Annotated in this window: 18 protein-coding genes and 2 pseudogenes; 14 read left to right on the forward strand and 6 right to left on the reverse strand. The window is 65.0% G+C overall.

Translation table 11 applies throughout. The features are described from left to right. The first annotated feature begins 53 nt into the window (after positions 1-53). From JC607_RS14990 to JC607_RS15020, 7 genes are all read left to right on the forward strand, one after another. The gene (locus tag JC607_RS14990) at positions 54-1,361 is read left to right on the forward strand and encodes an NtaA/DmoA family FMN-dependent monooxygenase (RefSeq protein ID WP_198837709.1); all 1,308 of its coding nucleotides are present in this window, start codon (positions 54-56) and stop codon (positions 1,359-1,361) included. Between the two features lie 147 nt (positions 1,362-1,508). Beyond that, positions 1,509-1,808, forward strand: coding sequence for a hypothetical protein (locus JC607_RS14995; protein ID WP_198837710.1), 300 nt, complete (start codon positions 1,509-1,511; stop codon positions 1,806-1,808). A 300-nt stretch (positions 1,809-2,108) separates the two neighbouring features. Continuing rightward, on the forward strand, positions 2,109-2,393 hold the full coding sequence (locus JC607_RS25435) for a helix-turn-helix transcriptional regulator (protein WP_233092924.1): 285 nt from the start codon (positions 2,109-2,111) through the stop codon (positions 2,391-2,393). Positions 2,394-2,635: 242 nt separating this feature from the next. Next, positions 2,636-3,706, forward strand: a complete 1,071-nt coding sequence (locus JC607_RS15005) for a type II toxin-antitoxin system HipA family toxin (protein WP_233092925.1) — start codon at positions 2,636-2,638, stop codon at positions 3,704-3,706. 90 nt (positions 3,707-3,796) lie between these two features. Beyond that, the gene (locus JC607_RS15010; RefSeq protein ID WP_198837712.1) at positions 3,797-4,240 is read left to right on the forward strand and encodes an Rrf2 family transcriptional regulator; all 444 of its coding nucleotides are present in this window, start codon (positions 3,797-3,799) and stop codon (positions 4,238-4,240) included. A 4-nt stretch (positions 4,241-4,244) separates the two neighbouring features. Next, positions 4,245-5,132 (forward strand): NAD(P)/FAD-dependent oxidoreductase, encoded by an 888-nt coding sequence (locus JC607_RS15015; RefSeq protein WP_198837713.1) that lies wholly within the window; start codon positions 4,245-4,247, stop codon positions 5,130-5,132. A gap of 181 nt (positions 5,133-5,313) precedes the next feature. Beyond that, a complete protein-coding gene (locus JC607_RS15020) occupies positions 5,314-5,526 on the forward strand; it encodes a hypothetical protein (protein ID WP_198837714.1) in 213 nt (70 codons plus the stop codon). A gap of 500 nt (positions 5,527-6,026) precedes the next feature. Here JC607_RS15020 and JC607_RS15025 read toward each other — a convergent pair whose 3' ends face one another. Then, positions 6,027-7,223 carry an MFS transporter gene (locus JC607_RS15025; RefSeq protein ID WP_198837715.1) on the reverse strand — a complete coding sequence of 399 codons (1,197 nt, stop codon included), beginning with the start codon at positions 7,221-7,223 and terminating at the stop codon, positions 6,027-6,029. Positions 7,224-7,323: 100 nt separating this feature from the next. Between JC607_RS15025 and JC607_RS15030 the strand changes: the two genes are divergently transcribed. Continuing rightward, a complete protein-coding gene (locus JC607_RS15030; protein ID WP_198837716.1) occupies positions 7,324-8,310 on the forward strand; it encodes an AraC family transcriptional regulator in 987 nt (328 codons plus the stop codon). Positions 8,311-8,318: 8 nt separating this feature from the next. Here JC607_RS15030 and JC607_RS15035 read toward each other — a convergent pair whose 3' ends face one another. Further along, entirely contained in the window at positions 8,319-9,428 is a 1,110-nt protein-coding gene (locus JC607_RS15035; RefSeq protein ID WP_198837717.1) for a helix-turn-helix transcriptional regulator, read from the reverse strand. A gap of 172 nt (positions 9,429-9,600) precedes the next feature. Here JC607_RS15035 and JC607_RS15040 point away from each other — a divergent pair, with 172 nt between their 5' ends. The 4 genes from JC607_RS15040 (at position 9,601) to JC607_RS15055 (ending at position 13,896) form a co-directional block, all read left to right on the forward strand. After that, positions 9,601-10,065, forward strand: a complete 465-nt coding sequence (locus JC607_RS15040) for a hypothetical protein (RefSeq protein ID WP_198837718.1) — start codon at positions 9,601-9,603, stop codon at positions 10,063-10,065. Position 10,066: 1 nt separating this feature from the next. Next, positions 10,067-10,642: a hypothetical protein gene (locus tag JC607_RS15045; RefSeq protein WP_198837719.1), complete on the forward strand. Its 576-nt coding sequence runs from the start codon at positions 10,067-10,069 to the stop codon at positions 10,640-10,642. Positions 10,643-10,652: 10 nt separating this feature from the next. After that, the gene (locus JC607_RS15050; RefSeq protein ID WP_198837720.1) at positions 10,653-12,695 is read left to right on the forward strand and encodes a hypothetical protein; all 2,043 of its coding nucleotides are present in this window, start codon (positions 10,653-10,655) and stop codon (positions 12,693-12,695) included. Positions 12,696-13,113: 418 nt separating this feature from the next. Continuing rightward, the gene (locus JC607_RS15055; RefSeq protein ID WP_198837721.1) at positions 13,114-13,896 is read left to right on the forward strand and encodes a metallophosphoesterase; all 783 of its coding nucleotides are present in this window, start codon (positions 13,114-13,116) and stop codon (positions 13,894-13,896) included. Positions 13,897-14,026: 130 nt separating this feature from the next. On the opposite strand, the pseudogene JC607_RS15060 reads toward JC607_RS15055, so the two are convergent. The 3 genes and pseudogenes from JC607_RS15060 to JC607_RS26075 form a co-directional block, all read right to left on the reverse strand. Beyond that, positions 14,027-15,172, reverse strand: a pseudogene (locus JC607_RS15060) (dihydroxy-acid dehydratase); the annotation flags it as partial. A gap of 231 nt (positions 15,173-15,403) precedes the next feature. Next, positions 15,404-16,054 (reverse strand): SMP-30/gluconolactonase/LRE family protein, encoded by a 651-nt coding sequence (locus JC607_RS15065; protein ID WP_198837722.1) that lies wholly within the window; start codon positions 16,052-16,054, stop codon positions 15,404-15,406. A 32-nt stretch (positions 16,055-16,086) separates the two neighbouring features. Continuing rightward, a pseudogene (locus JC607_RS26075) lies at positions 16,087-16,476 on the reverse strand (SMP-30/gluconolactonase/LRE family protein); the annotation flags it as partial. On the opposite strand from JC607_RS26075, the gene JC607_RS15070 reads away from it, so the two are divergent. Next, the gene (locus JC607_RS15070) at positions 16,437-16,637 is read left to right on the forward strand and encodes an alpha-hydroxy-acid oxidizing protein (RefSeq protein WP_198837723.1); all 201 of its coding nucleotides are present in this window, start codon (positions 16,437-16,439) and stop codon (positions 16,635-16,637) included. The pseudogene JC607_RS26075 and the gene JC607_RS15070 sit on opposite strands and share 40 nt — an antisense overlap. A gap of 53 nt (positions 16,638-16,690) precedes the next feature. Here JC607_RS15070 and JC607_RS15075 read toward each other — a convergent pair whose 3' ends face one another. Continuing rightward, positions 16,691-17,452 carry a FadR/GntR family transcriptional regulator gene (locus JC607_RS15075; RefSeq protein ID WP_198837724.1) on the reverse strand — a complete coding sequence of 254 codons (762 nt, stop codon included), beginning with the start codon at positions 17,450-17,452 and terminating at the stop codon, positions 16,691-16,693. A gap of 270 nt (positions 17,453-17,722) precedes the next feature. On the opposite strand from JC607_RS15075, the gene JC607_RS15080 reads away from it, so the two are divergent. Then, the gene (locus tag JC607_RS15080; protein ID WP_198837725.1) at positions 17,723-18,445 is read left to right on the forward strand and encodes a carbohydrate ABC transporter permease; all 723 of its coding nucleotides are present in this window, start codon (positions 17,723-17,725) and stop codon (positions 18,443-18,445) included. The last annotated feature ends 183 nt before the right edge of the window (positions 18,446-18,628 follow it).

An 18,628-nucleotide genomic window follows, 5' to 3' on the forward strand; every position in this document is an offset into this window, starting at 1 on the left:
TGCGGCCGGCCCGTCTCTGGGCCGGTCGTTTCATGAACTGACGAGGCAGGGCGATGAAGCTCCGACCGAAACTCTGCATTGGGATCTCGCTGGCACCGACCTGGCTGTCTGGCGAAGGCTGGCGGCTGGATGGCAGCGGCATCGAGGGGCTTTACTCCAGCGATTTTGCACTGGAGACCGCGCAGCGCGCCGAGGCCGCCCATCTGGATTTCGCCTTCCGCCCCGATGCGAGCTTTCTGCCTTTGTCGGTCATGGACCAGTCCTTTGGCTTTTCCAGCCTGGACGCGACTTTGCTGATGACCTCGGTCGCGCGCGAGACGCGGCGGATCGGCCTCGTGACCACGATCTCGACCACGTTCGGCCATCCCTATCAGGCCGCGCGGCAGCTGATGTCGCTGCACTGGCTCAGCAAGGGCCGCGCCGGCTGGAATGTCGTGACTGCCTTGCAGGGCAATGAGAATTTCGGCGCGGCCGAGATGCCGTCCTCGGATGCGCGCTACCTGCGGGCGCGTGAATTTACCGATGTCGTGCGCAAGCTGTGGTCCAGCTTTCCGTCCGGGGCGCTGCTGGTTGACCGTGAGACCGGGCGCTATGCCGATACCGATCTGATCCTGCCGATCAACCATCGCGGCCCGGAATTCGAGGTTCAGGGACCGTTGAACCTGCCGGCATTTCCCGGACCGGGGATCCCGCTGATGCAGGCGGGCGGGTCGGCCACCGGTATCGATTTCGCGGGCGAGGTGGCGGATATGGTTTTCGGCATGACCCCCGATCTGGCAACGGCGCAGCAGATGCGCAGCCAGCTTTCCGCCCGCGCCGTGGCGCATCGCCGCGCGCCGCGTGATATCCGGCTTCTGCCCGGGCTCAGCCTCTATCTGGCCCCGACCCGCGATGAGGCGCGCGCGCTGTTTCAGGACAACCACCGCCGCGTCGGGCGCGCGCAGCGTATCCAGCGCATTCAGGAAGCCATCGGGCTGGATCTGAGCAGCTGGCCTGACGATCGCCGCCTCACCCCGGCTGATCTGCCGAAAACGCATCATTCCATGCGGTCCGCCAGCCATCGCGCCCTCTTGCAGCGGATCGTGTCTGACGCGCAGCCGACGGTGGCCAAACTGCTTGCGCGGCCCGAGATCCTGTCATCGGTGCATTGGCAGATCGTCGGCACCCCCGAAGACGCGGCCCGGGAAATCGCCGTCTGGCATGAGGCCGGCGCGATTGACGGCTTTATCGCTGTGCCCGGCGGCTCGCCCGAGAGCCTGCGCCTGACGCTGGAGGACCTGGTGCCGAGACTGGTCAGCGACGGACGTTTCCGCCGGGACTATGCCGGCGACACATTCTTTTCGCATCTGAGGGAAGACTGACCCGGGCGCCTGTCCGGACCAGGACTGTCCGGATTCAGAACCGGGTGGTCAGACCAAGATGCAGCCGGCGGCTTTCGGGCAGGACATCGCCCTCATGCCGGTCGTTCAGGTTGTAGACCACAAGCAGGCCTGCCCAGCAATTGCGGCATGAACACCCCCACCGATCCGATCAAATGGATCAACCAGTATCTGAACCTCGACGCGGCCGATCTGAACTGCGTCGAGGCGACCGTCGACCGGGTGCCGGGCGATGTCGGCTTCAACCTGCATTGCACCTATGCCGACAGCAGGGTGACCAAAGGCGCGCACACCGGCATAAGGTTCAACAACAGCCCGCTGCATGTCGCCAATCCCGGCGTCGACTGGCAGGCGAATGAGGCGCTGTTGCTCTGGGGCAATGCGCAATATCGCAGCACCTCTTCCGCCTTGCCGGCCTCGTTTTTCTGAGCCTGTCTTTGCCGGGCGCGATCTGGGCCTGGTCCAACCCGGTGATTGCAGTCTCGGCCGTCGCGCTGGCGCTGGTCTCACCAGCCTTTGACGCCCAGGATCCGGCGGTATGTTCATAATTATGGACGGGATATGGTTTCGTGTCCAGTTTGCTGGTCATTCATTGACAACAAAGCAGCAGCGGCAGCATCATGTCCGGAATTATGGACCCGAGCTCGTCTTCTGTCGGGAAAACCGGACAAGGCCCCGTCATGCCGCGCAGAAGAACCTAGTTCCCGCGTCACCCGCGAGGCGCTCCTGATGCTGGGTCGCCTGATCCGCATCGGCCGGGCCGAACGCGGGCTGACGGCACAGGATCTTGCCGATCGGGCCGGGATCAGCCGCACCACGCTTTCCAACATCGAAAAGGGCGCGCCCGGTCCCGAGATCGGCACGGTATTCGAGGTCGCGGCGCTGGTCGGGGTCGCGCTGTTTGGCGAAGAGGAACGCGGCCTGCAGCTGCAAAATGCGCATCTTGGCGAAAAGCTGGCTTTGCTGCCGAAAGCGGTTCGCCGCAGCGTGAAGGAGGCCGATGATGACTTCTGATACGCCCTTGCGCACCCCGACAAGCGCCTATGTCTGGGTCTGGCTGCCAGATGCGACAGAGCCGGTTGTGGCCGGGCGTCTCGACCGCGACGGCCAGCGGCTGACTTTCACCTATGGCGCAAGCTACCGGCGCCTGACCGGGGCAATTGCACTTTACACCCCCGAACTGCCGCTGCGCGAAGGGCTGATCGAACCGGCGCCCGGTCTGCAGATGGCAAGCGCGATCCGCGACGGCTCGCCCGATGCCTTGGGGGCGCCGGGTGATCCTCAACCGGCTGACGGCGAGGCGCCCGGATGCCCCGGATGTGCCGGAACTGGGGGAGCTGACCTTTCTTTTGCACTCGGGATCAGACCGGATCGGCGCGCTGGATTTTCAGGCCTCGGCCAAGGAATATATTCCGCGCCTTGCCACCGAGGCCTCGCTGGGCGAGCTGACAGAGGCCGCCGCCCTGATCGAACAGGGCATGCCGCTGCCGCCGGCGCTGGATCAGGCGCTCAATCACGGCGCCCCGATCGGGGGCGCGCGGCCCAAGGCGCTGATTGACGACGGTGACCGGAAATTCATCGCCAAGTTTTCCGCCAGCAATGACACCTACAGCGTGGTGAAGGCCGAGTTCATCGCCATGCGGCTGGCGCGGGCCTGTGGCCTGAACGCAGCTCCCGTGCAGCTGACCCGCGCCGCACATAAGGATGTGCTTCTGATCGAACGCTTTGACCGGCGGCACACAGGTCATGGCTGGACAAGGCAGGCGATGGTCTCGGCCCTGACCATGCTCGGGCTTGACGAGATGATGGCCCGCTACGCCTCTTACGAGGATCTGGCAGAGCTGATCCGGCACCGTTTTACCAATCCGAGGGCGACGCTGCACGAGCTTTACGCGCGGATCTGTTTCAATGTGCTTTGCGGCAATACCGATGATCACGCGAGGAACCACGCGGCGTTCTGGGATGGCAGGATGCTGACCCTGACACCGACCTATGACATCTGCCCCCAGGGCCGCACAGGCAGCGAGGCCAGTCAGGCGATGCTGATCAAGGGCACTGCGCGCGCAAGCCGTCTTGCGACCTGCCTGACTGCCGCGCCGGATTTCCATCTGAGCGAGGCCGGGGCGCTGGCGCTGATGCAGCACCAGATCGAAACGATTGCGGCCCTGTGGCGGCCAATCTGCGAAGAGGCGGCGCTCAGCCCGGTTGACCGCCGTTTGTTTGCGGGCCACCGGTTTCTCAACGCCTATGCGATTGAGGCGCTGACGGGCCATCCGGCGCTGCGTGACGCCTTCGACCAGGCGCGCAGCATCATCATGGCAGACTGAACGCATCTTAACCCGGCCCAGGGGTGTGATGCGCGCGCGGTTTCGGCGGCCCTCTTGACACATATCCCAATTTGAAACATATGAAGTTACATGAAACGTGACAGCCGTCTTTCCTCGGTCCTGCATGCGCTTTTGCATATGGCGGAGCATGACGGGCCCATGACATCCGAGGCGCTTGGCCTCTGCCTTGGCACCAATCCGGTCGTGGTGCGCCGCACCATGGGGCTGTTGCGCGAGGCCGGGCTGGTGGCCGCCGCGCGCGGTCATGCCGGGGGCTGGCGGATCTCGGCCGATCTGACGACGGTCAGCCTGCGCCAGCTGCATGAGGCCCTGGGCGAGCCGGCGATCTTTGCCATCGGCAACCGCAACGAGACGCCGGACTGCCTGGTCGAACAGGCGGTGAATGCGGCGCTGGATCACGCTTTCGAAGAGGCCGAGGCGCTGCTGCTGGAGCGTTTCGCCGCCGTCTCCCTGGCCGATCTGGCCGTGGATTTCGCCCGCCGCCATGCCGCATGGCGGGCCGCTCAGGAGTAGAAAGATGCAGGATGTGATCGTGATCGGGGGCAGCTACGCCGGAATGGCAGCCGCCCTGCAACTGCTGCGCGCGCGCCGCAAAGTGACGGTGATCGACGCGGGCGAAAGGCGCAACCGCTTTGCCGGCCAGTCACACGGGTTTCTGGGCCAGGACGGCACCGACCCGGCGCTGATCTGGTCACAGGCGCGCGACCAGCTGCTGGCCTATCCGACCCTGACCTGGATCAGGGACGAGGCCTGCGGCGTCTCTGGCCAGCGCGATGGCTTCCAGGTTGACCTGGCGGCGGGAGATCCCGTCCAGGGCCGGCGTCTGCTGTTTGCCAGTGGCGTCAAAGATCAGCTCCCCGAGATCCCGGGACTTGCGGAACGCTGGGGGAAATCGGTGTTTCACTGCCCCTATTGCCATGGCTATGAGCTTGACCAGGGCCGGATCGGTGTCATCGCCACCGGGCCGATGTCACTGCATCAGGCGCAATTGCTGCCGGAATGGGGTGCGGTCACCTTTCTGACCCAGGGCCTTTACGCGCCTGATGCGGATGCGCGCGCGGATCTGGCGCGGCGCGGTGCAGAGATCGAGCCGACCCCGATTGCCCGCCTTTCCGGACATGCCGATTCTGAACTGACAGATGGCCGGGTGCTGCAATTTGCCGGGCTCTTCACCGCGACGCGCACCTCACCGGCCTGCCCTTTGGCCGAAGACTTTGGCTGCGAAATGACCGGGACGCCGATGGGCCGCCAGATCCTCACCGGCGACAGCAAGGAGACCACGATTCCCGGTGTCTTTGCCTGTGGGGATACCGCCCGCGCGCCGCATTCGGTCTCGCTGGCGGTGGGCGATGGCGCCTGGGCCGGGGCGCAGATCCACCGCTCGCTGGTCTGGCCCGAAGGGTGAGATCCGGAGGATGAGCCACCGGGGGGAGGCCCACTCCCGGCCCTGCCGCCGGGACGCGATGCGCGGCAGCCGGATGGCCAGCGCCAAGCTGCGCATCCCGGCCCGGAAACAGCTTTTCGCGCAAGGTGCCGGGCGCATAGTCGGTCTGTGCTAGCCCGCGCTGGCGCAGGACCGGCATCACATGCTGCGCGAAATCGGCAAAGCTGCCCGGCAGGGTCTGACAGGCGATATTCACCCCGTCAATCCCGGCGTCACGCCATTCTACCAGCCGGTCCGCGATGGTCTCGGGCGAGCCGATGATGCGGCCATTATAGCTCATCGCCGTGCTCAGATCGCGCAGCCGCACCACCTTGCCGGGATTGGCCTCTTCGACAGAGGTGCTGAACCCCTGTAACCCTTCGATCTTCAGCTCGCGCACCGGCAGATCAGGGTCCAGCCTTGCGAAATCCACGCCCTGGAAGAACAGGATATCGCCGGGGGCGCAGCCATGGGCGGGCAACTGGCTGTTGATATCCGCAATCGCCCGCCGCGCGCCCTCCTGCCAGGAGCCTTCCCAGAGCCTGTAGGTGGCCTCGCCATAATCCCGCGCCCAGGCTAGCGATCATCATGCCGCGTGAGCCCGTCATGGCCGTGGTAGCGCTGTGGATCGGCGCGGTTTTGATGCGATGAGCATAGCGGCGGGGGTGGGTATTTGGTTTCAAATACAGGGTCGGTGCCGCAGTGCAGAAACCAAAGCCGCGAATTCAGACAGACAGGATTTTCTGTTTGCCGGCAGCCGGGAAGCCGCTTCGGCATGCAGGGCTGTGATGCACCGCGCCGCAGCTGCCCGCGCGGCCCCCGCACGGCCCCCGTGCGGAACAGGTGCCGGGATCAGACCCCCGGCACCACGCAGGCTCAGGCAGGCGTCGCGGCCGGGGCGCGCACGCCAAACGCGATCAGCAGACCGGCGAGAACCAGCAGCACCCCGCCGAAAGCATAGACCCCGTTCGCCCCGGTCGTGTCGTAAATAACGCCGCCACTTGCCGCACCAAGCGCAATGGCGAACTGGATCGCGGCCACGATCAGACCCCCGGCGCTTTCGGCGTCATCCGGCGCGATCCGCGTGTTCCAGGTCGTCCAGGCCACCGGCACCCCGCCAAAGGCCATGCCCCAGAGTGCAATCAGCGCAAGGCTCAGCAGCGATGCAGTATGGAGCCCGGACAGGACCAGCGCGCAGGCGCCCGCGATCAGCGGCATGGCAAAGAGCGTGAAGCTGACACTGCGTTTCAGGAGCGGCCCGGCCAGCAATGTCCCGATGAAATTCGCCACCCCGAAGCCCAGCAGGAAGGTGGTGAGCCAGCCGACACTCGCGCCGAGTGCGGTCTCGATAAAGGGCCGGATAAAGGTGAAAAGCGCGAACTGGCCGGTGAAGACCAGGGTGACGCAGACGATCCCCTGCCAGACGCCCGCGCGCAACAGAACGCGGAAGATGGTGCCGATGCTTGCGCTTCCGGTCGCGGCCATCGCGGGCAGGGTCCGCCATTGCAGCAAAAGCCCGATGGCGCCGAACCCGGCCGACCAGAGGAACACCGCGCGCCAGCCGACCAGCGCGCCAAGCCAGCTGCCCAGCGGTGTCGAGACAACCGTCGCCAGCGAGACGCCGGCAAAAATCAGCGACAGCGCTTTGGGCACATCCGCCCCCGGCACCAGTCGCATCGCGGTCGCAGCCGACATGGTCCAGAACCCGCCAATGGCCACGCCAAGCAAAAGCCGCCCGGCCAGCAGGGTGGGGAAATTGAGTGCGGTCGCCACCAGAAGGTTCGACACGACCAGAAGGACCGAAAAGCTCAGCAGCACATGGCGCCGGTCGATCCCCCGCGTCAGCGTTGCGATCAAAAGCCCGGTGAAAAGCGCGACCACCGCCGTCGCCGTCACGCCCTGGCCGGCCAGGCCCTCGCTGATCTGCAGGTCCTCTGCCATGGGTGTGAGCAGGCTCATCGGCAGGAATTCGGCGGTGATCAGGCCAAAGACCCCGACGCTCAGCGCGTAGACGGCGCTCCAGCGCGGGGTGATCCGGTCGGGGCCGGCGGGGAGGGTGAGCGATCCGTGCATCTGTCAAAGCTTTCGAAGGTCAGTCGGGACTGGTGGTCTATCCTTCCTGATGCGGACGATCTATGATGGCATGTCCGCAATTTTTGATCAGGCGTCCGACATGCTCGACCGATCCCCGAATGTCGCGCTGCCGATGGCCGGCACCAGCACCCCTGATATGATGAGCGAGCTGTTGATGGGCATGCGGCTCAATGGCATCAGCTATCGCCGGATGCAGCTGTCAGCCCCTTTTGGCATCGGCTTCGGCGGTGCGCCGGGCAAGGCGCAGCTGCATTTCGTCGCGCGGGGCGAGGCCTGGCTGGTGATCGACGGCACGCCGCGCCACATTGGCTGTGGCGATGCGGTGTTCCTGCCGCGCGGCACCGGACATGCACTGGTCTCACAGCCGGGGGCGCCGCTGCGCGACCTTGCCGATTTCGCCAGCGCGCCGATCTGTGACGCGGTGGATGAGATCAAAAGCTGTGATCAGGCGGCCTGCCGCAGCCAGGATGTGATCCTGTTCAGCGGCTGTATGGATCTTGATCTTGGCACCATGCTGCCGCTGATCGGCATGATGCCCGAGGTGATGCAGCTGAGCCAGCTTGCCGACCGACAGCCCGAAATCCTTCCGGTGCTGGAGGCGATGGAGCGCGAGGCCCGCTCCCGGCGCGCGGGCTTCGCCGGCATCCTTGCGCGGCTCGCCGATGTGGTCGCGGCCTCGATCATCCGGGGCTGGGTCGAAAGCGGCTGCGGCAGCGCCTCGGGCTGGGTCGAGGCTTTGCGCGATCCGAAACTCGGCCGGGTGCTGCTGGCTTTGCACCAGGATCCGGGGCGGGCCTGGACGGTCGCCATGATGGCCCATGAGATGGGCGCCTCGCGCTCGGTCTTTGCCGAACGGTTCCTTGCGGTGACCGGCCTGACGCCGATCCGCTATATCACCGATCTGCGGATGCGGCTGGCCGGACAATGGATCGCACAGGGCGGGATCGGGATCGAAGAGGCGGCGCATCAACTGGGCTACAGCTCACAGGCCGCCTTCAGCCGCGCCTTCAAACGTGCAACCGGGCAGCCGCCTGGCCTTGCCCGCCTTGCGGTGAAACAGGCCTGACGCGGGGATCAGCCCGGACCGATCCGCAGCGCGAGCGCCGCGACCTCGCTTTGCCGATGGGCGCCGGTTTTCCCGAGGATCGCCTTGAGGTGAAACCGCACCGTCTCGCGCGAGACCTGCAACAGGCCCGCGATCCGGTCGAGGTCGTGGCCATGCCCGATCAGGGCCATAACCTGCGCCTCGCGCGGGGTCAGATCGAACACGGCACGCAAAGCCGCAGCCGAGGTCTGCGGCGTGGCGGAAAGATCCACCAGCGTGAGGAGCGCGCCTTCCACCCCGAAGGCCCCGATCATCGCCCCATGATAGGGCGCGGCGCGCAGGACCAGCGGCGCGACGCCCTCATCGCCGGGCAGCATCAGGGGGCCAGGGTTGTGACCGAGGGACAGGCGCGACTGTGCGGCGGCTTCGATCATCCCGGCCAGCGCCGACTGGCGGCCGGGGTCGCTGGCCACCAGACGCCCGGCACTGACCCGGAGCGCGCTATGGGACAGACGGTCGAAACAACCGTTGGAAAACAGCACCTTCCCCCAGCCATTCACGATCAGCGCCGGCATGCCCGCCCGGTCGAGCCCCTGCAAAATACCACCGGCCCGGACATGGGCCACCTTGCGCGCAAGGTCGGCCGCATTGCGCAGATGCGGCAGGAGCTGCCCGAACTTTGCCAGGTCATGATCGTCAAACAGGCCCTGCGCCTCGGTCCGCTGCAACGAGAGCGCGACATAATTGCGGGTCGGGTCTATCGCCAGGGATGCGGCACAGAACCAGGGCACCCCGGCAGACCGCGCGAAACCGGCATAATAGCGGCTGCGGTCGATCTCTGCCCTGGAAAACAAAAGCTGATCGGTCACCACCTCATGCGCGCTGACATAGCGTTGTGCGGCGATGGTGCGGGCATCGCACAGATGCCAGTTCTCCTCGAAGAACTGCTGCAGCACCGGCTCCATCCCCTTTGAATGCGGCAGGGCACCTTTCACAAAGGTCGCGGCGGGCAGAATGGCGCCGCGCGCCCTGAAGGACTGGGTGATCAGATCCAGCGCTTCTGTCCAAAGGTCCGGATTCAGCGCCGCCGCATAGAAACGGGCCACAACCTCGGGCAGTTCGGCAATGGCACTGGTCATCAAGGTCTCCCGACCTGGAAATCCGCGGCGGCACAATCCCGGAGAGGTTCGCGGTGGCATTCTCGCAGGGCGGGCCGTTTGCGGGTCTGGAATCCCGTCATCCTACCCGAACGGGGGAGGATTTCCACAAGAGCCTGTCGCTAGCTGGAGCCGGGGCGAAATGGAGGATCTGATGGCATTCTATAGTCCTGTCCGGGAAAGGGTTGCGGCCCTTGCGCTGAGCGCAGCGCTGGCTCTGCCGGTGATGATCCCAGGCGCGGCCCGGGCCGAAACCCAGCGGCTGAGCAGCGGGCCGGATGGCGAGGTCATCTTCGTCACGCCATCGGGGACTATCGGCTGCATCTATATCCCGGCGGGCGGCACCTCGGTCTATGAAAGTGCCGATGGTCAGGCCGAACTGCAATGCGACCGGGTCGAGCCGTCCTATGTCACAGTGATCCTTGGCGCGAAAACCAGGGCAAAGCGGATTAATGAGCCGGGCGAACAGGGCTGTTGTTCGCTCGATCAGCCGCTGGCCTACGGCAACAGCTGGTCGGAGGGGCCCTTTACCTGCCTGTCGTCAAAAACCGGGCTGACCTGCAGTTCGCGCGCCGGGCACGGGTTCTTCATCAGCAAGGCGAAGATCGAGGCGCATTGATATGAAACGCATCTCTCTGGAAGTGCTGTGCCTCGTGCTGGCCGCCCTTCCACAGGCAGGCTTTGCGCAGTCACAGGTATTCGAGCTGCCCCGGATCAATGGCACACTGCTCGACTGGTGCTACAATTGGGGCGCTGAATGTGGCAAACCCGCCGCCGACCGCTTTTGCGTCCTGAACGATTATGCCGAAGCCGTGGATTTCGGCGAAAAGCCAGGGCCGCTCGGCGAGCCGACCATGCTGATCAGCGATGGCCGGCTCTGCGAGGCCGATGATTGCAGCACTTTTGAATATATCGCCTGTGAAGGCAGTCCCGGCGCCGTGGCAGACCCCGCACCAGCTGTCACGACCCGGTTTGAGGCGCCCGCTTTCAACGGGATCAGGCTCGACTGGTGCTATGAATTCGCGGCGCAATGCGGCGAGGCATCGGCGGACCGGTTCTGCTCCTCCCAGGGCTTTGCCGGGGCCTCGGCCTGGCAGATCGAAGAGAATGTCGGCCACAGCATCACGCTTGCAACCGGCAAGCAATGTGACGCCGGGAAATGCGACGGCTTCACCTATATCGACTGTACGAAGTGAGGAGGCCGGAATGAACCGCCGTATCCCGACGCTGGCTGGAGTGGCGCTGCTGCTGGCGGCAGGAGGCGTCAGCCTGTGGCATTACGGGTCACGGACCGCGCCGCCCTCAGCCGAACCTGCGCCGTCCGGGGCGTCGCAGCCCGCGCCGGCAGAGCCGGCCATGTCGACAGCGCCGCAACCTGCCTCCCTGCCTGCGGCTCCACCTGAACCCCTGCCCGAGACCGACTGGAATGACCCGCTGAACTGGCCGCTGACCGTGCCGGTTGGCCCGGATGGCAACGCTCTCCCGCCGCGCGCTGACCTTGGCCTGCGCGAGGCGCCGCCGTCGCAAAGCCGGACCTCGGCGCTTTTGAAACTGGCCCGGGGCCAGCGCGCCGGTGCGGAGCGGCTGATCCTGGCGCGCGGTCCCAGCCCGTCCCCGGGCCCGGTCAGACTGGAGCCGATCGGCCCGGGGACGCATCACATGTCGCCCCCGGGTGGTGGCACGGGAAGCGGCTCGAATTACGGCGCTTCACCGGGGGGCGGCAAGAGCTGGGAGAAGGGGTTCCGTGGCGAAGTCAGCCATGGCGACGGCTCTTATGATATCTGGGACGAGACCGGCCACTGGCATGGCGATGCCGAGCGCGAGGATGGGTCGCGCGACAGCTGGTATCGCGACAATGACGGCAATATCGACCGCTTCTTCGATATGGGCGATGGCTGGATGTCGCATTACGATCCGAATGGCGACATCGAGCTGTCTGGCCCGGATGGCTCGCGCGAGATTGAGCATGCTGATGGGACGCGTGAATCTATCGACCCGGACGGGAACCGCACGATAGATCTCGACCCGGGCGGGAGCTGGCACGGCACCATTGGCCCGGCAGGCCCTGATGGCGCCGGAAACGGCGGCAAAGGCAGCGCCAGCGGCATTGGTGAGCCACATTTCCTGACCTTTGACGGCACTGGCTTTTCCAGCCAGGCCGTGGGCGAATTCGTGCTGGCCACGGGGGTCGCAGGCCAGGAGTTGCAGGCCAGGACCCAGCCCTGGAAGGGCAGTCTTTCCGTCAGCGCGATCACCGGTTTTGCGATCCGCGCCGGGGGCGTGGTGATCCAGGTGCTCGCAGATGGCAGCCTGCGTATCGATGGCGCCCTGGTCGGGCCGGGCGAGACCCTGCGCTATGACCTGCCGGATGGCGGCGCGCTTGGTCTCTGGCGCGAAGGCGAGGAGATGAAACATGTGGTGCTGATCTGGCCCGATCTCTCGACGCTCTGGGTCGACCGCCACGCGGGATATCTGGATTTTTCAGTGCAATGGCGTCGGGCCGACCCCTCGCGGCGCGGGCTTTTGGGGCTGGAGGACGGCGATGCGGCAAATGATCTGACCGGCCGTGACGGCACCGTGGCTCTGGCCGCTGATGCCGCGCAGCTTGCGGGCTTTGTCGATGGCTGGCGGGTGAGCGATGAGGAATCGCTGTTCTCTTATGCCGATGACGCGGGAACGGCAGATTTCACCGACCTCGGTTTCCCCTATGAGGCGCCGGCGCAAATGGCTGCCGACCTCGCGCAAAGCCTTTGCGAGGGGGTCAGCCATCCCTTCCTGCATGAGGCCTGCCTGTTCGATGTCGCCGTCACCGGCGAAGAAAGCTTTGTCCGATCCGCGAGCGCGGCAGAGAAACGGCTGACGATTCTCGCGCCAAAAGACGCGGCATTCGCCCCCGCAGACGGGATCTGCAAGGCAGAGGGCGACGACATCACCACCGCCACCACGCCCGATGGGGGCACAATCGAGGCGACCACAACCGCTGCCACCCCGCGCCTCTACCGCATTGAAACAAATGGCGGAATTACGGTGATGACACAGGCCGGCATCTCCTGGTCAGGCGCCTATGCCGAAGGTCTGCCGGGCTATTGCCTCTTTGATGCGACCGGCGCGACGATCATCCCACTCACCCATTCCGGCAGCGATTCCTCGTTCTCGCGCAATGACCAGGGCGATATCCCGGCCGGCCTCTACTACCTGAAAGTGGTCGGCACAGGCGAGACGCGGCTGAGCGTGGTGACCGGCCCATGAGATCCATGCTGACAGATCGAAAGACCGAAGCCATGCGCATGACATCCCCGCTTTTCGCCGCTTTCCTTCTCCCCCGGCGCTGTTCGCAGCGCCGGTGAAAGCCGACAGGCCGCGCTCGGCCCCATGCCAGGATTTTCACACATATCCGGCATAGCCACGGCATTTCTGGCGATCCAGCACCCTTCGTCGTTTTTCCGGAAAGCCGTAGCCCGCGTCGGAACCGAAACGAGACAACCCCTCGCTGCCGGGTGGACCCGCGACCATCCCTGTGGCTGCACAGAACCTGTACAAACGCGCCATTCCGCACCGGCCTGAGGCAAAGGTCATCAGGCCGGTGTGATGGCAGCAGATCGTCTTTGGACTGGATTCCCAGGGCCTGCCCATGGCATCTGGGGCGCAGATCCTGGATGTAAGTGCAATGGTGTTTTCCTTTCTGAGACGCTCAGCAGCCCCTGCCCGCCGGCCCGCCTTGCGCGCGGATGAGCGTACGGGCCTGCCGCCGCCTGGCCCGGCCGAACCGGTCTGCCTTCTGGGCGACCTGCATGGCCGCAGCGATCTGCTGAAGCGGTTTCTGACCCTGCGCGCCGCGCATTTTCAGAATGCCCGCATCATCTTTCTGGGAGATATGATCGACCGGGGCCCGGACAGCGCCGGCATTCTGAGCCTTGTGCGCGAAGAGGTCGCGAAAGGCGCCGTGGCGCTTTCGGGAAATCATGAGGCGATGTTTCTCGATTTTCTCGACCAGCCGGAAAAGGGGCTCTCCTGGCTGAAACATGGCGGGGTCGAGATGCTGGCCAGCTATGGGCTGGAACCCGACCGTCCCGAGGCGCTTTGCGACGGTATCCGGGCCAGGATGGGCGAAGACATGATCGCCTGGCTGCGGGCCCTGCCGCTTTACTGGCAAAGCGGCACCCTTGCTGCGGCCCATGCCGGGATGGACCCGCAGCGTCCTGTCACTGATCAGGAGCCGCAGGTCCTGCAATGGGGACACCGGGATTTCGGTCGCATCCTGCGGCCCGACGGGATCTGGGTCGCACATGGCCATACGGTGATGGACCGTGCCTTTGCCCATGCCGGCCGGATCGCACTGGATACCGGCGCCTATGCGACCGGGCGGCTGAGTTTCGCGGTGATTGACCCGAACCTGCCCGAAAGCGAACGGCTGATGATCGCCGTCACGCCGCAATCCGCCGGGCCCTGACCGCTTGCGCAGCCTCAGGGTCCGGCGCTCGGAACCGGCCTCTCAATGGCTGTGGCGCGTGACGAAATCGCCACGGGAGCCGCGCAGGAAGGTGAAATCCGCCCCCGTATCTGCGCCGGTCACGCTGTCGACACAGAGCCGCGCATCCGAGATCCGGGTCGTCGATCCGCGCGCGGTAATCCCCGATCGAGCTGAAGACGAGCGCCGGGCCGCGATGCTGCATCAGATGCGGACTCGCGGCTGAAGGTTTCAGGATCGCCCGCCCGTCGCCAGGCGCGCAATACCGCGGGCAGACCGCCGGCATAGCAGAAATTCTCCATCAGATATTTGCCATTCGGGCGCAGGTTCACGATTGTCGGCATCTCGCGGCCCGGATGATCCCAATCCTCAGGCGTCAGATCGACGCCGACCCGGCCCGCAATGGCCAGCAAATGGATCACCGCATTGGTCGGGCCGCCAAGCGCGCCATTGGCGCGGATCGCATTCTCAAATGCCGGACGGGTCAGGATATCTGAGGGGCGCAGATCCTCTTTCACCATATCAACGATGCGCCGACCGCTCATCTGCGCAATCACGCGGCGGCCGCTGTCGACGGCGGGGATCGCGGCAGTCCCGGACAGCGCCATGCCAAGCGCTTCGGCAATCGAGGCCATCATGCTTGCCGTGCCCATCGTATTGCAATGCCCGGCGGAACGCGCGCTGCCGGCCTCGGTCCCGATGATTTCCTCCTGGGTCATCTCGCCGGCTTTCACCATTTCCGAAAACCGCCAGGCATCGGTGCCGGAGCCGATCTCTTCACCCCGGAACCGGCCATTCAGCATCGGCCTGCCCGAAACGACGATGGCGGGAATATTGGCGCTCGCCGCCCCCATCAACAGCGCGGGCGTGGTCGTGTCACAGCCCGCGAGCAGCACAGCCCCATCCATCGGATTGCCGCGAATGGCCTCTTCGACATCCATCGACACGAGGTTCCTGAACATCATCGCGGTCGGGCGCAGCGAGCTTTCACCGGTCGAGAGACCGGGACTTCAAAAGGCATGCCGCCCGCCTCATAGACGCCGCGCTTCACCCTCTCGGCTATATCGCGCAGATGCGCGTTGCAGGGGGTGAATTCCGACCAGGTGCTGCAGATGCCGATGATCGGGCGGCCATCGAATACATCATCGGGCAGGCCCTGATTGCGCATCCGGGAGCGGCAGATATAGGTGTGTTTCTTGCCAGCCTCGAACCAGTCCTGCAAGCGGAGGCGGCGCGGCCAGGTTGCGGGTTTCGTCATGGGAATTATCCTGTGTCGTCAGGGGCCGTGCCGGGCCAGAGCACCGGCTCAGAATACGCCGGATCAGAGAACGGTGACGCGGGCAATGGCGCCGGATCACGGCAAGCAAAAGATCCGTGTGATCGCGGTCTGCCCGGGCGGCGTCGACACGTCGCTCTTGCGCAAGAATGCGGCGTCGCACCGGCCCGAAGATCCCGAAGGCCGCGGGTCTCGCCCCGCGCCTTTTGTCATTCAGAACAGCGAGATGTTTTCCGGCAGGCCCTGCACGCCAGGCTGCAGCGCGAAAAGGCAGCCCGCCATCTGGTCATCTGCCGCCGTCCCGACCGAGGCCGATGTGACATAAAGCGTATCAGGCCCCGGCCCGCCAAAACGCACGATGGTCGGGCTGCCGGCCGGCATCCCGATCACCCGGTCAACCTTGCCCTTCGGCGTGATGTGCAGGACCGCGCCACCACCAAAGCGGCAATTCCACAGGCAGCCATCGGTATCGATGACAGACCCGTCCGGCCAGCCCGGTCCGGCTTTCTCGATCAGAACCTCCGGCGGCCCGATCCGCCTGGTTTCGGCATCGAAATCATGGCGCCAGATCACATCGGCGAGTGTATCGGCAAAGCAGAAACTGCGCCCGTCCGGCGCCCGGCAAAGCCTATTCGGCACCCCGATCCCGCTGCGCTGCGGCGCAACCCCGTCGGGGCTGATCCGGCAGAGCGTGCCATCGGTGCCACCCGCCTCGAGCTGCTCGCCTTTGGGGCCGACAATCGACCGCATCGAGCCGATCCGGAGCCGCCCCTCGGGATCGCTGCGCCCGTCATTGAGCCGCAGACGCGGCCAGTCCTCCGGCGTGAACAGGGGCTCTGCCGCTGGCCATCGCCCACCGACCACAACCGCACCTCGCGCCCGGTGGCCACCACGAGGCGGCCGGGGGCTTTCGTCAGGCTCAGCGCCACGACCGGCGCGTCAAAGCGCCAGCTTTGGACGCGGCGATCCGCAAAACCGATCCGGTGCAGGAGAAACCGGTTGATGTCGCACCAGTAAAGCGCATTCTCGGCTGCGGCCCAGGTGACCGCCTCACCGCAGCGCTCGCCCGTGGCGATGACCTCAATTTCGTCTCTGGCCATCCGCTCCTCCGTCAGACTGTTTCGGCTGATTTTATAATACAATATGATTATACAGTCAGTGCCTGAGAAGGCCGCTGCCCGGCCACAGATGGACCGGATCGCCATGCGCCCAGTAAATATCGAGGATCTGCGCCGCGCGGCGGCGGATGGCGATTTGCGCCGATTTTGTTCTGCTTGGCCGGGCATGGGCCTCCGGCCTTGCCGCTGGTGACGAGGCCGGTGTCACGGCGGCGATTGACCTGATCCGGGCCGAGCTGCGCATCTCCATGGGCCTGACAGGTGTAACGGATATTGCAATGCTGAAAGAAGCCGGTCGCAGCATCATCGACCGGATGGAGGAAAGCTGACCCTGGACAAAGTTCTGCTGACCCGCCGGATCGCCTGAAATCAGCGCATCTGATCAGCGCGCCTGACCGGGATGTTCCATCCTGGTCAGGATCGTCAGCGTATCGGCGTGCGATTCCTCGATCAGCGCACCGCTCAGCTTTTCCGCCGCGACGCCGTCACGTTGCAAGATCGCCAGCATGACATCCTCTTGCTTTTGCAACGATTTATCGAACATGTCGAAAGAGCTGCGCACCTTCAGCGTCACCGACCAGCGCAGCGTCGCCGTCAGCGCCGGCACCAATGCGATCAGCGCAGCATTATGCGCGGCGGTGATACAGGCGCCGTGAAAGGCGATATCCGCCTCGAGCCGGTCCTCGCTGTTATCCGAGGATTTCATCGTCTCGAGCGCGCGGCGCATCTCGCGTTCGTCCGCCGCGTCATAGCGTGCAGCCGCCAGGCGCACCGTGGCCGGCTCGATCATCCGCCGCATCTCGAAGAGCGCTGTGATCATTTCGGGGTTCGGCGCGATCTCCATGCACCATTCCAGCACATCGGGATCAAGGATGCTCCACATATGCCGCGCATTGACCGTGGCCCCGATCCTCGGCTTTGACGAGATGAAGCCCTTGGCGATCAGGGTGCGCATGCTTTCGCGCAAGGCGGTACGCGAAACCTTGAGCACTTCGGCAAGCGTCGCCTCATTGGGCAGGATCTCGCCGGGCTGCAGCCTGCCTTCGATGATTTCCAGCGCGAGCTGTCGCGCCACAGTGCCATTCAGCCGCAGGCCGGAAGCGCCCCTGTGGCCAATGCCGCGCGCGAGTGATTTCAGGTCCATATCAATCCTGGAAAATGACTGAGGTAAACGGCGGGGCAGCGGTGTCCGGGATGGGCATTGTGCAATGGATGCGTCTCGCGGCCCGGTTCATGCGGATTTTCATCGCCCCTCCGGTCTGGTTTGATCTGAATAGTCTTATCATATTATTTATTATCGAGAGCCGCAAACAAGGAGGAAGCGGGGGCCAAAGCCCCGACCGCGCGCGAAATGGGAGGAAATACGGTGTCGCGCTTCCCGGCAAACCGGCGTCTTCAGCGATGCGCCCCCGCGATGATGGTTCCGCCCATCCTCCTCTGCCTGGCGGCGCTGACGCTTTACGCCATTATCGCGAATGTCTGGTTCAGCCTGAATGCGATGGATCTGACGCAGCCCTGGAAGACCGGCTTCGTCGGCGCGGATAACTATGTCGATGCTGTCACCCGCCATGCTTTCTTCAAAAGCTCTGGCATCATGCTCGCCTTTGCCGGCATCTCGCCGGTGATCCGGCTGGTGCTGGGGACCATTGTGGCGCTGGCGCTGTGGCAGACCATTCGCGGCCACCATCTCTTTACCACGATCCTTGTGCTGCCCTTCGGCCTGACGCCGGTGGCGCTGGCGCTGGCCTGGCGGCTTTTGCTGAACCCGGCGGATGGCGGGCTGAACCAGATGCTGGGCCTGATCGCGCTGCCGAAAGAGCCGTTCGAGGCCGCCGCGATGGAAGGCGCCGATTGCCGCCAGCGCATCCGCTATATCGCGCTGCCGATGCTGAAGCCGCTGATCCTTGTCGTGATCCTGTTCCGCCTGATCGACCTCTTTCGCGCCTTTGACACGATCTGGGTGATCACCGGCGGCGGCCCGGGCAATGCGACCGAGACCTTCAATATGCTGCTTTATCGCATCGCCTTTCAGAACCTGAATTTCGGCCAGTCCTCGGCCCTCGCCATCCTCATGCCGGTGCTGATCATCTTCTGCACCCAGTCCTTCCTGAAACGCCTGATCCGGACGATGCGCTGATGTCCCATTCCCCGCAATCAAAGCGCGGCAGCAATACCGGGCGGGCGGTCTTTCTGACCCTCTTTTCTATGCTGTGGTTCGCGCCCATCGCCTCTCTTCTGTGGAAGGCCTTTACCCAGGGGGGGCGCCGGCGATCTGAGCTTCAGCTTTGCCCATTTCGAGGCGGTCTTTGCCAATCGCGAT

The sequence above is a fragment of the Paracoccus sp. IB05 genome (assembly GCF_016405985.1).
Lineage (GTDB): Bacteria > Pseudomonadota > Alphaproteobacteria > Rhodobacterales > Rhodobacteraceae > Pseudogemmobacter.